Raw genomic sequence first — 14,223 nt, 5'->3', positions numbered from 1 at the left:
CACTATTTGAGTTCTTAAAAACCACTTAGATCAAAAAGCAGAAATGCGATAAAGCAATTTGAAAAGCCAACTTACAGCACCTTAAATTTGGCAAATTTCAGTAGCAGTTGCTTTGTTCCTGCGTTGCGGAAAGCCACCGTTGCCTTTGCGTTTTCGCCAGTTCCTTCTATTGCTTCAACTACTCCTATACCGAATCGCTGATGTTCTATGGTTGCTCCAACGGTGAGTCCGTTTGCCGTTGTGGTACTGGAAGTTACCGATGGAGTGGGTGTTGCGTATTGACGGCCGCCATTTGAAATAGCTGCCGATAGCCTTTTGAAGTTCCCCCCTTCACGTATCAGGCGTTCTTTGGTGCGTTCCGACAGTGGATCAACGGCACGTTCGGGTTGCTTGTAAGCCGTAATCTTCGGCTTAGGGTCAGCCCTAAACTGACTGGCAACAGGGTTTGCGTTCTGCCAATGACCACCCCTTTGCGGTTCGTCCCAAGGCATTCTGCTTCCTCCTAAGGAAGAGATAGGACCGCTTTCCGTGTCCAAATAGGCTGCATCAATATCCTTTAAGAAGCGGCTCGGATTATTAAATTGCATCGTTCCGAAGTGGTATCGGTTCTTCGCATTGGTAAGAAAGCAGAAACGTTCTGCCCGTGTGATGGCGACATACAGCAATCGTCGCTCTTCTTCAATCTCACGACGAGAGTTCGCAGCCATTGCATTGGGGAATATATTCTCCTCTAATCCCACGACAAACACTACTGGAAACTCGAGTCCTTTGGCTGCATGAATCGTCATAAGCGATACTTTCGGACTATCATCGTCCTTCTTATCAAGGTCGGAATAGAGCGCCACCTCCTGCAAGAAGTCGGTTAAGAAAGTCTCATCTTCGCGTCCTTCCTCTCTTCTATCCTCTACAAAGGCTTGTATTCCAGCCAAAAGCTCCTCCAAGTTCTCACGTCTTGATACATCTTCGGGAGCTGTTCCCTGCGCCAAATCGGTAGAAATGCCACTCTCTTTTATGATTTTTGAACCCAGAGTGAAGGCATCTGACATCGCCAAATCGCGGATAAAGTCGTTGATTAGTTCTACAAAAGCCAATAGTTTGACCATTGTTCCCTTGTTTACATCTAAGTGATAATACTGCGCTTTGCCCACAACGTCCCACAAACTCACCTGGTTTGTGTTCGCACAGTCAATGATTTTCTGCAGCGTAGTATTACCAATGCCACGCACAGGATAGTTAATGATGCGCTTAAAAGCCTCCTCATCGTTCGGATTAGCCACTAAACGGAAGTACGCTATAATGTCTTTTATCTCCTTGCGCTGGTAGAACGACAGACCGCCATATATCTTATAAGGAATGAGCGACTTGCGTAATTCATCTTCGAAACTACGACTTTGAGCATTGGTTCTATAAAGAATGGCAAAGCTGTCATATTCAAACGATTGCGAACGCTGTAGCTTTGCAATCTCCTTTACCACTACCATGGCTTCTTCTTTATCGCTATAGCAAGGGCGATAGCTTATCTTTGTGCCTTCGCTTTCCTCCGAATAAACATCTTTCGGAATCTGTCTGGCGTTGTGTTTCATCAACGAATTGGCCGCCTCCACAATCTTTTGAGTAGACCGATAGTTGCGTTCCAGTTTGAAAACACGTACATTATCGAACTTATTTTGGTAGTCAAGGATGTTGTCTATATTCGCTCCTCGGAAGGAATAGATACTCTGATAGTCATCGCCCACGACGCAAACACGTTGGTGTTGTGCTGCTAATAGCTTCACAATGGCCACCTGTGCATAGTTCGTATCTTGATATTCGTCTACAAGAATGTACTGGAAGCGTTCCGAATACTTCCTACAGATGTCGGCATTATCGTTGAATAAGCGGAACGTATTCATCAATAAGTCGTCGAAATCCATAGCGTTTGCTTGACGACAACGTGCCTGATAGGCTGTATATATCTGCGAAATGGCAGGCAATTTGGCGTTTCTATCACGGTCACAAGCCGCTTTGTCGTTTGCATAAGCGTCTGCCGTGATGAGCATATTCTTTGCCATTGAGATAATATTGTGCACTGTTGCAGGCTTATACTTCTTGTCGTCCAAGCCCAAAGTCTTGATGATAGATTTTAAAAGCGAGCGTGAGTCGTTCTCATCGTATATGGTAAAGTTGCTGTTATAGCCTATATGCTGCGCCTCCGCCCTAAGAATGCGAGAGAAAACGGAGTGGAATGTGCCCATATAAAGCTGGTTTGCTTTGTCGTAATCGACCAGTGTGCCGATACGATTCTTCATCTCTCGAGCAGCTTTATTGGTGAAAGTAAGTGCCAAAATACGGTAGGGCAGCACGCCATACAATATTAAATACGCAATCTTATAGGTTAAAACGCGTGTCTTTCCCGACCCTGCGCCAGCTACAACAAGCGATGCGCCGTTGCAATATTCTACTGCTTCGCGTTGATTTTCGTTGAGTTGCGACAGCAGTTCCTTAATTTTCTTATCTTTATCGTCGTGCAATTCAGTCATCAGAAGTCCTCTTTTCTATTTCTTTAATGGGAATGCGGGAATGTGTTTCATCTGTGTTTCTATCTGCTTTAAGCGTTTCCGCATGTATGGTCCCGGTGTTTTCGATGAGAATTTTCGTGGGTTGGGCAGTGTTGCAGCAATGAGAGCGCAGTCCGAACGAGTAAGATTTTTAGCATCAACATCGAAGTTTTGCTCTGCACAAGCCTGTACTCCGTAGATGCCATCTCCCATCTCTATCGAGTTCAAATAGACCTCCATGATGCGTTCTTTGCTCCAAAACAATTCGATAAGGAAGGTAAAATAAGCTTCTAAACCCTTGCGAACCCACGACCGTCCTTGCCATAAGAACACGTTTTTAGCTGTCTGTTGCGATATGGTAGAGCCTCCGCGCAGTTTCTTTCCGCCGCTCAGGTTGCTCTTTGCAGCCTGTTCTATCGCCTTATAGTCGAATCCGTGGTGTGAGAGAAAGCGCTGGTCTTCGCTCGCAATTACTGCAACGGGCATTGAAGGAGGCATTTCTTCCAATGGAATCCAATCGTGATACAACTTTATTTCATCGCCGTTTGCAATCTGTTCGAAGCAGCGCATAAACATAAGAGGGGTGAAATAAACGGGTATAAAGCGGTAGGCCACCACGCTTAATATGGTGGAAACAAACAGTAAAGATACTATCCATTTCGTGAATTTAATAACTTTCTTTATCATACAAAGCACAAAGATACAAAAAAGATAGCTGCTAAACAAAAAAGTTTGTGGTCTTTATACAAATCCCAACCTTATGGTTGGTACTCTAATAGTTTGGTGTTAATGAATTGATAGAAAGGGCGTGAAAAGTGTGAAAAGATGTAAACGCACGGCTATATCGGTAAGACGGTGTAACATATTAGTTATCAACGCTTTACAATAGGGGTTGTTTTGCATTGCAAAAGCGCCTATATTGCAGCGCAAAACAGGCACTTTTACCGTGCAAAACAGGCACTTTTGCAAAGTCATTGTATCGGTATCGTTTTGCAAGGGTTGTATTTTTACATTTTTAAACAATTAGTGCTATTCATGAAAACCGAGAAATTAAAAAGGTTGGAACATGGTTTTGCTTTTATTAGTAGCCAATGATATCAAACAAAAAAGTGCTGAAAAGTGTATTAAAACGACACTTTTCAGCACTTAATCTTTTCTTTTATATAAGCTTATAACAAGTTATTTATCAGCTGTTTTGTTTCCTTTCGGAGTGATAAAGAACCAATTGTCCGACGCCCAAGTCCAATGGTCGTCTCCGCCAGCTCCTGCTTTTACCTTCTTTCCGGTGTTGGTTACCTTCGCTTTACCATCTTCGAAAGGATAAGCAAACCTATATTGTGGCTTTATAACGACGTTACCTAACGAGTCGGCATAGCCAAAAAGACCGTTTTTATCGAGTATTCTGAAGTAGCCTTCTTGAGGGTAATCGGGTCCGTTATCGTAGTTAAATACATAGAAAAGGAACTCACCTTTGTTGTTGAAACACTCGATTTGCCCTTTCTCATTAGCCACGAAACCTATTCGTTCTATGGTGTCTGTAAAGCATAAGTTGTACTTACAGTTGATGACAGTATCGCCTTTTGCATTCACAAAGCCATACATTTCGTTCCTTTCCACCGCAAATAGTCTGTTGTCGGTAGTGCCACAGCTTGTCAATAGTAGGGCGAAGCCGAGCAAAGAGATGCAGAATAACTTATTCAATGTGTTCATATTTTATTTCAATTCATAGAAGTCGCCTTCTTTGCTGATTCGGTTTACGGTTATCTTACTCTTCTTTCCATTGTTCGTTTTCACGTATATGGTGCCATCAGTGAATATAGCAAAGCTCTCCGTAACGTCGCTATAAGAGTCTGTTGCGCTTATTTCGACACTGTTTTGATTGTCTAACGCATTGTTACGTAAGGTATATATTGTGAATATATCGGCCTCGTGATAGTTGTAACATATAAAGATGGGGAAGTTTTTATAAGGTGGTAGCTTTGCAAAATAGAAACCACCTTCGCTTACCATCGGCTCTATTCTGTCGGAAGAAAGCATCTTTAGTTTGCCTTTATATTCGTGAATGTTGTATTGTTGAGCATTTTTGGTGCTCTTTTCCTTTTCTACATCTTTGAACATATCGTCGCTTGTGTATTCCAATTTTGCTGTGGGCGAGGGCAGACTCTTGCTGTTTTTGCTGATAAACTTGTAGATTACGCCAACTCCTCCGTAGTCTAATACAAGATATTTGCCTGTGTAAATGTATTTCAGACCATTGCTATAAATGTCTTCTTCCGACGATAGCAACTGCAAAACAGGTACCGATTTGCTGATGTTGATGCCACGAATGCCAAAAAAAGGAGCAAGATAGGATTTGAAATAGCTCTTATCTTTGTATTCTGAAGCGTCCACCTTGGTGCGGCGGACCTTTACTTTCTTGTTGTTTAAGTAAAGGATAGAGTCGCCCACCAGCTTTATTTTCACATCCCACAATGCCTCTCGCGCGTTTGCTTCTTCGGTATCTCCGCCATAATTATAGAAGTCTATCATAGTCCATTCGTCGGCTAATTTGTACTTCTTAGCAGCGTATTTAGCATGAATAGATTCCCAAATTGTGGTTTCATCGTATTTTTTTTGCATCATTGTATCGGCTTTCAGCTGCTGCGAAATAGTATTCCGAGTCGTGTTGGGCTTAGTTTTTGATAACTCTTTCTTGGTGTTTCCATCAGAGCAACCAACCAAAAATAGGGTGCTAACCCAGAGTAAAATGATACCTTTTTTCATATTTCCATATAGTTAAAGTTGTAATTTTCACACCTACGTAGGCAATTATCAAGTTGTTGTAGAACATTATTTGCTCTCTACTCTCTTACCATCGGGCGTGATAAAGAACCAATCGTGCGACTCCCAAGTGCAATAACCATCTTTTTCAGACCCCACTGTAACCTTCTTAAGCCTGTTGGTTACCTCAGCTTTACCGCCTTCGAAAGAAGTAGCATACTTATATTGTGGCTTTATAACGACGTTGCCTAACGAGTCGGCATAGCCGATAAGACCATCTTCATCAATTATTCTGAAGTAGCCTTCTCGGATTTCATCGAGTCCGTAATCTAAGTTATACACATAAAAAAGAAACTCCCCTTTGTTGTTGAAACACTCAATTTGTCCTTTCTTATTACCTACAAACCCTATCCGTTCTATGGTGGCTGTATAGCATAATATGTACTTACAATTGATAACTGTATCGCCTTTTGCATTCACAAAGCCATACAATTCGTTCCTTTTCACCTCAAATAGTCTGTTGTCGGTAGTGCCACAGCTTGCCAATAGTAGGACGAAGCCGAGCAAAGAGGTGCAGAATAACTTATTGAATGTGTTCATATTTTATTTCAATTCATAGAAATCGCCTTCTTTACTGATCCAATTGATATTGCAGTTGCACCCTTTATGCACCTGAGTTATGGCTCCGTTACGTTGCCAATCATCAACATCAGCAGTGTCTTGTCCTATTTTTGACGATGCTTTCATACCATTTACTTGTGCAAAAAGTACTATGAAGAGCGTGCTGACACCTATAAAGAGTATTACTTTTTTAATCATTCTATATTGTGTAAGTTAAGATTTAATGTTTCCGTTGCTATCGTTTAATATCATTGTGCATTACCTTTTCTCCAATAGTTTTATTATTTCCGTCGCCCGATTGCTACGTGCTATCGAGATAGGCGTAGCACCTTCAGTGTCCTTTACGTTTCGTTTTGCACCATATTTCAAAAGTAATCGCACCATATTAACGTTGTTATTCTCTACCGCAGAGATTAAAGGATACCACACATATTCGCCTCCGAGGTTGCCAAGACCATCTGCTTTCGCTCCTTTTTCGAGGAGAAGAGAAGCCATTTGAACGTTGTTTAAGGAACAACTCAGCGCCAATGGGCATAAACCATGCTCGTTATAAGGCTGGTTTGGGTTCGCTCCTAACGACAAAAAGAGAGTCGCCAGCTGTATGTCGGAGTTGATAATGGCCATATAAAGTGCGTCGTAGATAAGCATATTATCGGAGAATGCACATGCGATATCAGCCTTTCGAGCGATGAGTTGCTGCACTGCTGTCTTGTTATTATATAGACATGCGAAGCCCAAAAGAGAATAAGCGTGGTCTTCATCTACCACGATTAACGAGTCGATGTTCTTGATATGCTTAATATTTGCATTGAAATCAGCCTGATTCTTCGTCTTTATCGCTTTGATAGTAAGCGCATAATAATCTTTTGTTTGAATAGTTTTGCCTGTTGCTACCCGCTTTTTTCCACCCTGCTGCGCATAGTTTGGCATGGCGAAGGTAGCCAGGAGGAAACACAGAACCCATAATCTGAATCTGTTCATAGATATCTTTACTTGACTGAAAGTGGTAGTCATTGTTTCTATTCTTTTTGTTTTTGAATTATCGTTTAAGTTGTATCGCCTTTCACTTTTGGTTGTTTTATTCAACAAACTTTGTCCCATTCTGTTTAGAACCCAAAGCCGTTGTTTGGATTTTTCGGGTATTTTCTGTTCACAATGCGGTTGATAGCCCATCTAAAAACGATAATAGGAAGAAGCAAAACAGGCAAGCAGATAATTTGTTTTATAAAGAAAATATTATCGTAAAGTATTGCTTTTCTTTCTGAAGGAGTGCCTGCTGGAGGCATTTCCTTAAACGGAAAGTCTACAAGAAAATCATTTAAGCAGAAGAAAAAGGTAATGAGGACAATGCAAATAGATAACAAAAAGAAAATGTTGAAACTTGCTTTACGCAACAATGCAGACCGTTCGTCTTCAGGAACACGAAGCAACGAAGGACACAACACAGTCATTTGGTGCAGATGTCTTTCCTTTCTTAACTTCTCCTTACGCTTATAATTATCATATAATCCCATTTTTCTACCTTGTCATTTACTTGCTTTTCACAATTCTACTCTTGTGTATGAAACCCGTTTTACCATTGTTTGTTACCACCTTCCACCAATTATTATTGGTTTCTAAGACGCGGATAGAGCTGCCAGAAGGCACTTGTTGAATGACACGAGCCGTCTTACTGCCTTGCTCGCGCAGGTTGCAATAGCCGTCAGGGTCGTAGATTTTGTAGTTAGAACCCTTGCTTTTGTTGGCGCTTACAGCCTCTTTGTTTTGGTCCTCAATGTTCTTTACCAGTTCTTTCAGCTTATTATCGTTGTAGAAATTCTGTGCTTTAAGCCGACTTTCCAACGCTGGATACTCGCTAAGGAAGTTGCTAAGATGCTGGAAAGCCTTGCTGCCACCTTGTTCTAAGATAGCCGCCTTGTTCTTGTTGTCGTAGTCTGACAGTAGCGAAATAAGGTAAACTAAACATTGGTCCTTGACGTTTACATCGTATTTCAGCTGTTCGAAGTCGTTAAAATAAGTAAGAACGATTTTCTCGAAGTCCTTAAAATCGTCTCTATTCTTAGAGCAATGTTCGTAAATCTGGGCAATAAGGTACTTTCTTACGCCACGTTTCTTATTGTTATAGAACAATATTGCTTCGGTGTTATCAGCAATAATGTTCGACAGATGCGCATATTCAATAGCCCTTTTCGTAAGCGTTTGGTTCGCTTCATAGTTGAAACTGAAAACCACTTCCACCGCAAAATCAGGCTCTTTCCTAAAGTATGGGAGCGCAGAAGCGTCGTCGTTGAACATCATTTTGTTGTATGCGACAATCTTACTGCCTATTCCTGCCTCCTTATTTTCAAGAAGTCGCTTTGCATCTTCCCTTGTTATATCTCTCTCTATCTCTGGTTGGTAGAACAAATTTTCTACATCTGGGTAGATAAATCTGCCGAATTCGTTCAGCGTATACTCTGTATCCATGGTACGAATATAACGCAAATTCGTTTGCGGAACCTTAGGAAGGTTCACTCCGAATAGGTGTAAGCACCTGTCGTTGAACGCTTGTTGCGATGGTTCTTTATAGCCGTTCTTCTTTAGAAAAGCCCGAATGGTTTCGGTTTCCCACTTTTCGTCGTCAGTCAAAACCTCCTTGTTAGCAAGCTCTTTAAGATTTTTATTTAGACAAAAACTGCTATATGCGTTGTTGCCTACGAGCAAAAAGCACGCTATGAGCCAAGCGTAATGTTTATTGTACATATACTATAATTATTTACTTTCTATGATGTGCAAAGTTAATATATTATACTTTATTGAGCAAAAACAAACCTAAAAAGTTTTGAAAGAGCACCTTGCAGTGTGGCAAAATATGGCCGTTGATAGCTTAAAAATGGCTGTTGAAAGAGCGGTTAGGTAGGTGCTGAATGTGTTAAATACTGTAAATTCAAGGTAAAAGCGTTGATGTTGTGTAACCATCTAATTATCAATGCGTTGCAATAGGGGTTGTTTTGCGTTGTAAAAGTGCCTATATTGCACTGCAAAACAGGCTCTTTTGTCGTGCAAAACAAGCCCTTTTGCAAAGTGAAACAAATGGTATGGTTTTGCGGTGGAGATTATTTAACAAGTTTAAAGAGTTTGAAGGGTGGTCTTTAAAAGGCTTTAACACTCTGTTGATTTTATGTATTTTCGCGAAAAAATAGTTTCTTTCCACCACTTCCAAAAGTCCCTTTGCAGTGTAGAAAAGAAGAAGAAGCAACAGAGTAGGTTAGGTTTTAGCTTGAAAACATAAAAAAACAGCAAAACAGTAGCATAATTAACCGCTTATTTTGCAGGTGTCGGTAAATTATCGTACTTTTGTATTTGGAATGTAAATTCTATACAGACAACAAACGTATGGTATTAAATTATATTTGGATAGCATTCTTTTTGATTGCATTTGCCTTCGGTATTATAGGCTTAATGATGGGCGACACCACGCTGTTTCAGAAGATGGTGGACGCTACTTTCGACTCGTCGAAGACGGCATTCGAGGTATCGCTCGGACTAACGGGAGTACTTGCGTTGTGGCTCGGCATAATGAAGATAGGCGAAAAGGCAGGCATTGTGAACGTGTTAGCAAAGCTGTTAAGCCCTATTTTTACCAAGCTTTTCCCCGATATTCCTAAGAATCACCCAGTGATGGGGTCGATTTTCATGAACATTGCATCGAATATGCTGGGGTTAGACAATGCCGCTACACCCACAGGATTAAAGGCAATGGCGCAGATGCAAGAGCTAAATACAAAGAAAGACACGGCAACCAACCCAATGATAATGTTCCTTGTGCTGAACACAAGCGGACTAACCATTATCCCAACAAGTATTCTTGCGTTCCGAAGTGCTAATGGAGCGGCGCAGCCAACCGATGTTTTCATTCCTATTTTGCTCGCTACGACAGTGGCAACCTTAGCGGGTATCATCATCACATCGCTGTGGCAACGCATCAATTTGTTCCAACCTGTGCTGCTTGCCACTATCTTTGGCTTGATAGCTTCGGTAGGATTGGTGATTTGGGGCTTTGGTCAGATGGACCAAACAACCATGAATACCGTTACATCGTTAGCTTCTAACCTTATATTGATGCTGATAATAGTTGTCTTTATCGGTGCAGGCATGTTCCGAAAAATCAATGTTTACGATGCATTCATCGAAGGAGCAAAGGAAGGTTTCAACACCGCTGTACGCATTATCCCTTATCTTGTGGCTATATTAGTGGCTGTTGGCGTGTTCAGAGCGTCGGGAGCAATGGATATTTGCATAGGTGGCATTCAGTGGTTGTTGGAGCAATGCAATATAAATACCGACTTTGTGGGTGCGCTGCCAACGGCTTTGATGAAACCATTGTCGGGCAGTGGCGCACGCGGACTTATGCTTGAAGCCATGAAAAACTATGGTGCCGACTCGTTTGTAGGCCGATTGAGCTGCATTTTCCAAGGTTCTACCGACACCACATTCTATATATTGGCAGTTTATTTCGGTAGTGTCAGCATACGATATACACGCCATGCCGTTGCTTGCGGACTGCTGGCAGACCTTGCGGGTGTGATTGCTGCAATTGGAATATGCTATATTTTCTTCTAAAATAAATACGAAACAAAATGGCAAACTTAAAATCTTTAGCTAAAGATACGGCTATTTATGGACTCAGTAGTATTGCTGCTCGATTCATAAACTATCTCTTAGTGCCCATACAAACAGACAGATTTAATGCTGCCGGAGGTGAATACGGAATCATAACCAATGTGTATGCTTACGTAGCACTGCTTATAGTGTTCCTTACGTATGGTATGGAAACTACCTTCTTCCGCTTCATGAGCAAGGAAGGAGAGGACCCGAATAAGGTTTATGCTACTACTTTGAAGATGGTGGGAGCCACATCTTTGCTCTTTATGGCGGCGGTTTTGCTTTTCAAACAGCCCATTGCCAATCTGCTGGGATACGCCGACCACCCCGAATATATAACGATTATGTATATCACGGTGGCCATAGATGCCTTCGCTGCTATACCTTTTGCTTATCTAAGGTGTAAGCATCGACCCATAAAATTTGCTACTTTGAAGATTCTGAACATCACTTTCAACATCTTGTTGAACGTGCTCTACTTGGTGGTGTTGCCTTCTTTAAAGCTCAATCCGTTCGGAATATACGACGCAAACTTTACCCTTGAGGTGGTATGGGTATTCTATATCAACTCCTTCTGCACTGTTTTAACCTTGCTTTTGCTTTGGAAAGAACTGTCAGGCATACGTTATAGCTTCGATATGGGGACGTGCAAGCGCATGCTTAGCTATACTTTCCCACTCCTTATCATGGGTGTTGCAGGTCAATTGAACCAGTCTGCCTCGCAAATCATATTCCCTTACGCCTTCGATGGTACTGCGGAAGAGGCACGAACTCAGCTCGGAATCTATGGCGCATGTATCAAAATAGCCATGATAATGGTCATGATTACACAGGCGTTCCGCTACGCTTACGAACCATTTGTGTTCGGAAAGTCGAAAGACAGAGACAATAAGGACACGTATGCAAAGGCAATGAAGTTCTATATCATATTTACTTTGCTCGCCTTCTTGGCTGTTGTGGGATACATGGACGTGCTTCGTCACTTGGTAGGACGTAGCTATTGGGACGGATTAGAGATTGTTCCGATTGTTATGGCGGCCGAAATAATGTTCGGAATCTTCTTTAATTTGAGCTTCTGGTATAAGCTTACAGACCGCACAATATGGGGAGCGTACTTCTCAGGCATCGGTGCTGCAGTGCTAATCGTTATGAATATCTTGCTCATACCGCACTTTAGCTATTGGGCTTGTGCATGGGCGGGCTTCGTATCCTATGCTGTTAGCATGGTGGTAAGCTACTATTTCGGACAGAAATATTACCCTATCGCTTATCCATTGAAGGAAATTCTCTTCTATGTAGTGGTAGCTTTGCTGCTGTTTGCAGCCATTACGGCTTCTAATAAATACCTTCCTATTGTGCTTGCTCTTGCTGCTAACACAGCATTGATAGGTGTTTTCCTTGCCATTATCGTCAAGCGCGACTTCCCATTAAGCAAGCTTCCTGTTATAGGAAAGCACTTTAAGAAGTAAGAAACAAATAAAATAAATTTACTATTTATATAATTAATTATGAAAAAATCAACATTGCTCCTTGCCGGATTGCTCGCTTTGAACACTACATCTAAAGCGGATGAAGGTATGTGGACACTTTTTAATCTGCCTGATGTAATCTATACGCAGATGGTAGATTATGGTTTTAAGTTGCCATGCGACATGCTTTACAACAGCCCTAATGCGATTAGCAACTACGTAGTGAACTTCTCTGGCTTCTGCTCAGGCGTTGTAGTATCGCCCGAAGGCTTGGTTTTCACCAACCACCACTGTGGCTTTGGTGCTATCAATGCGCTCTCTACAGTTGAGCACGACTACATGAGAGACGGCTTTTATGCCAAGAGTTACGTGGAAGAGTTGCCATGTGAGCGTACATTTGTATCGTTTATGCGTAGTCAGGAAGACATTACCGACCGCATTGCACCGCTGATTGCCAACAAATCTCTGCAGAGACAAGGCGAAATTATCGACTCTATAGAGAACGTTATGAACGCTGAAGTGAAGAAAAAGGATAAGACTCTGCACTTAGAAGTGGCTCCGTTCTACGAAAGAAACAAGTTTTACGCAACTACTTATCAGGATTTTACAGACGTACGCCTTGTGTTTACCGTGCCAAAAAGCATGGGTAAGTTCGGTGGAGATACCGATAACTGGATGTGGCCACGCCAGACTTGCGACTTCTCAGTATTTAGAATATACGCCGATCCTAAGACAAACGGACCTGCTGCTTACTCTAAAGACAACGTACCGTACCGCCCTGAGCACTTCGCACCGGTTAGTTTGCAAGGTTATAACGACAAAGACTTCGCTATGACAATCGGTTTCCCGGGCAGTACGAACCGATATCTCTCTTCATTTGGTATTCAACAGCGTCGCGATATAGAGAATACTGCACGCGTACAGAGCCGCGACATCAAGCTTGCAATTATGAAGAAGTACATGGATGCAGAACAAAACGTGCGCATTCAGTACGAGTCTAAGTATGCAAGCTCGGCTAACTACTGGAAGAATTCAATGGGTATGAACAAATGTATCGACTCTATTGGTCTTATAAGACAGAAGGCTGAGTACGAAGGAAGAATCAAAAACTGGTTGGCACAGCAGTCTTCTAAGCACCCATCAGTAGATGTTGACTTCGTTAAACTGGAGCAACTATACGCTGAAAACCGTCCTATATCGCAGGCTTTAATCTACTGGAAAGAGTCGTTTGGACGTACAACAGAGTTCTTTACACGTGCTTTTACTTTGAATAGCAAGTTGTCTTTGACTGGTTCAGCGGCTAAACCGAAGGCTCAATACTACGAGTTTAAGGACAATAGCAGCGAGTGGCACTATGCATTAGATAAAGAAGTGACTGCGGCAATGCTACAAAACTATGCTAAGATGGTTCCTGTAGAATATCAACCAGCATTCTTTAAGACTGTAAAAACTAAGTTTGGAGGCGACTTCAACAAGTATACCGATTGGTTATACAAGACAAGTAAGGTGCTTACAAAGGGTGCAAAGTTCTATCCTAACGACACTAAGAAGTTCATGAAGGACCCAGCTGTTGAGTTAGGAAGAGACCTTAAAGCTGTTTTTGAGAAGCTTATAAGCAAGTCAATGCAACTATCTGAGGCTATCGGAGCGCAAGAAAAGAAGCTCACCGAGGCTAAACTTCAGATGGAAATGGACCTCCCTCACTATAGCGATGCTAACTTTACGATGCGTTTAAGCTATGGTCAAGTAGGCGGATACAAGATTGGAAGCTTCAATAGCGGATACTTTACAACAGCTAAAAGCATCGTTGAGAAGTTCAAACAAGCGAACAAAGTGGCTGATTACAAGGTTGAACCAATCATGATGAGTCTGCTTTCTTCTGGCGATTTCGGTAAGTATACTGATAAGAACTCAGGCGAATTGCAACTCTGTTTCCTCACAAACAACGACATAACTGGTGGTAACTCTGGTTCACCAATGTTTAATGGAAAGGGCGAACTCATCGGTCTTGCATTCGATGGCAACTGGGATAGCCTCAGTTCAGACATCAACTTCGACCGTAATCTTGCGCGTTGTATCGGTGTAGACATTCGTTTTGTACTCTTCATGATGGACAAATGGGGACACGCTGACCGCTTGATTAAGGAAATCAACGCTAAGTAAAGCAACGTCGAAAGACCTATATAAAATAA

Annotated in this window: 12 protein-coding genes; 3 read left to right on the top strand and 9 right to left on the bottom strand. The window is 41.9% G+C overall.

What is annotated here, in order from left to right:
- Window positions 1-71: 71 nt before the first annotated feature.
- From HXN26_RS01150 to HXN26_RS01110, 9 genes are all read right to left on the bottom strand, one after another.
- Entirely contained in the window at window positions 72-2,519 is a 2,448-nt protein-coding gene (locus tag HXN26_RS01150; RefSeq protein WP_273158246.1) for an ATP-dependent helicase, read from the bottom strand.
- A gap of 15 nt (window positions 2,520-2,534) precedes the next feature.
- On the bottom strand, window positions 2,535-3,224 hold the full coding sequence (gene mtgA, locus HXN26_RS01145; protein ID WP_273158245.1) for a monofunctional biosynthetic peptidoglycan transglycosylase: 690 nt from the start codon (window positions 3,222-3,224) through the stop codon (window positions 2,535-2,537).
- Window positions 3,225-3,716: 492 nt separating this feature from the next.
- Window positions 3,717-4,247, bottom strand: coding sequence for a WG repeat-containing protein (locus HXN26_RS01140; protein ID WP_273158244.1), 531 nt, complete (start codon window positions 4,245-4,247; stop codon window positions 3,717-3,719).
- 3 nt (window positions 4,248-4,250) lie between these two features.
- Window positions 4,251-5,300 carry a hypothetical protein gene (locus tag HXN26_RS01135; protein ID WP_273158243.1) on the bottom strand — a complete coding sequence of 350 codons (1,050 nt, stop codon included), beginning with the start codon at window positions 5,298-5,300 and terminating at the stop codon, window positions 4,251-4,253.
- Between the two features lie 66 nt (window positions 5,301-5,366).
- Window positions 5,367-5,897 carry a WG repeat-containing protein gene (locus HXN26_RS01130; protein ID WP_273158242.1) on the bottom strand — a complete coding sequence of 177 codons (531 nt, stop codon included), beginning with the start codon at window positions 5,895-5,897 and terminating at the stop codon, window positions 5,367-5,369.
- A 3-nt stretch (window positions 5,898-5,900) separates the two neighbouring features.
- Entirely contained in the window at window positions 5,901-6,116 is a 216-nt protein-coding gene (locus tag HXN26_RS01125) for a hypothetical protein (RefSeq protein WP_036888989.1), read from the bottom strand.
- Window positions 6,117-6,176: 60 nt separating this feature from the next.
- On the bottom strand, window positions 6,177-7,019 hold the full coding sequence (locus HXN26_RS01120; protein ID WP_273158241.1) for an ankyrin repeat domain-containing protein: 843 nt from the start codon (window positions 7,017-7,019) through the stop codon (window positions 6,177-6,179).
- A 5-nt stretch (window positions 7,020-7,024) separates the two neighbouring features.
- The gene (locus HXN26_RS01115) at window positions 7,025-7,432 is read right to left on the bottom strand and encodes a hypothetical protein (RefSeq protein WP_273158240.1); all 408 of its coding nucleotides are present in this window, start codon (window positions 7,430-7,432) and stop codon (window positions 7,025-7,027) included.
- 16 nt (window positions 7,433-7,448) lie between these two features.
- The gene (locus HXN26_RS01110) at window positions 7,449-8,660 is read right to left on the bottom strand and encodes an SH3 domain-containing protein (RefSeq protein ID WP_273158239.1); all 1,212 of its coding nucleotides are present in this window, start codon (window positions 8,658-8,660) and stop codon (window positions 7,449-7,451) included.
- A gap of 633 nt (window positions 8,661-9,293) precedes the next feature.
- Here HXN26_RS01110 and HXN26_RS01105 point away from each other — a divergent pair.
- Genes HXN26_RS01105 through HXN26_RS01095 form a run of 3 tightly spaced genes read left to right on the top strand, consistent with a single transcriptional unit; the run spans window position 9,294 to window position 14,194 of the window.
- Window positions 9,294-10,520 carry a nucleoside recognition domain-containing protein gene (locus HXN26_RS01105; protein ID WP_025000555.1) on the top strand — a complete coding sequence of 409 codons (1,227 nt, stop codon included), beginning with the start codon at window positions 9,294-9,296 and terminating at the stop codon, window positions 10,518-10,520.
- A gap of 17 nt (window positions 10,521-10,537) precedes the next feature.
- Window positions 10,538-12,031: an oligosaccharide flippase family protein gene (locus tag HXN26_RS01100; protein WP_273158238.1), complete on the top strand. Its 1,494-nt coding sequence runs from the start codon at window positions 10,538-10,540 to the stop codon at window positions 12,029-12,031.
- Between the two features lie 39 nt (window positions 12,032-12,070).
- Window positions 12,071-14,194 carry a S46 family peptidase gene (locus HXN26_RS01095; protein ID WP_273158237.1) on the top strand — a complete coding sequence of 708 codons (2,124 nt, stop codon included), beginning with the start codon at window positions 12,071-12,073 and terminating at the stop codon, window positions 14,192-14,194.
- Window positions 14,195-14,223: the final 29 nt, after the last annotated feature.

Source organism: Prevotella aurantiaca (assembly GCF_015262605.1).
Taxonomy (GTDB): Bacteria; Bacteroidota; Bacteroidia; order Bacteroidales; family Bacteroidaceae; genus Prevotella; species Prevotella aurantiaca.
The sequence above is the reverse complement of the archived record's forward strand: the minus strand, read 5'-3'. Positions and strand labels throughout refer to the sequence as shown.

Coding starts and splice junctions, on each gene's coding strand:
- HXN26_RS01115 (WP_273158240.1), bottom strand. CDS start 7,432: ATGGGATTATATGATAATTATAAGCGTAAGGAGAAGTTAAGAAAGGAA.
- HXN26_RS01105 (WP_025000555.1), top strand. CDS start 9,294: ATGGTATTAAATTATATTTGGATAGCATTCTTTTTGATTGCATTTGCC.
- HXN26_RS01095 (WP_273158237.1), top strand. CDS start 12,071: ATGAAAAAATCAACATTGCTCCTTGCCGGATTGCTCGCTTTGAACACT.
- HXN26_RS01125 (WP_036888989.1), bottom strand. CDS start 6,116: ATGATTAAAAAAGTAATACTCTTTATAGGTGTCAGCACGCTCTTCATA.
- HXN26_RS01110 (WP_273158239.1), bottom strand. CDS start 8,660: ATGTACAATAAACATTACGCTTGGCTCATAGCGTGCTTTTTGCTCGTA.
- HXN26_RS01100 (WP_273158238.1), top strand. CDS start 10,538: ATGGCAAACTTAAAATCTTTAGCTAAAGATACGGCTATTTATGGACTC.
- HXN26_RS01140 (WP_273158244.1), bottom strand. CDS start 4,247: ATGAACACATTGAATAAGTTATTCTGCATCTCTTTGCTCGGCTTCGCC.
- HXN26_RS01130 (WP_273158242.1), bottom strand. CDS start 5,897: ATGAACACATTCAATAAGTTATTCTGCACCTCTTTGCTCGGCTTCGTC.
- HXN26_RS01150 (WP_273158246.1), bottom strand. CDS start 2,519: ATGACTGAATTGCACGACGATAAAGATAAGAAAATTAAGGAACTGCTG.
- HXN26_RS01135 (WP_273158243.1), bottom strand. CDS start 5,300: ATGAAAAAAGGTATCATTTTACTCTGGGTTAGCACCCTATTTTTGGTT.
- mtgA (WP_273158245.1), bottom strand. CDS start 3,224: ATGATAAAGAAAGTTATTAAATTCACGAAATGGATAGTATCTTTACTG.
- HXN26_RS01120 (WP_273158241.1), bottom strand. CDS start 7,019: ATGGGACAAAGTTTGTTGAATAAAACAACCAAAAGTGAAAGGCGATAC.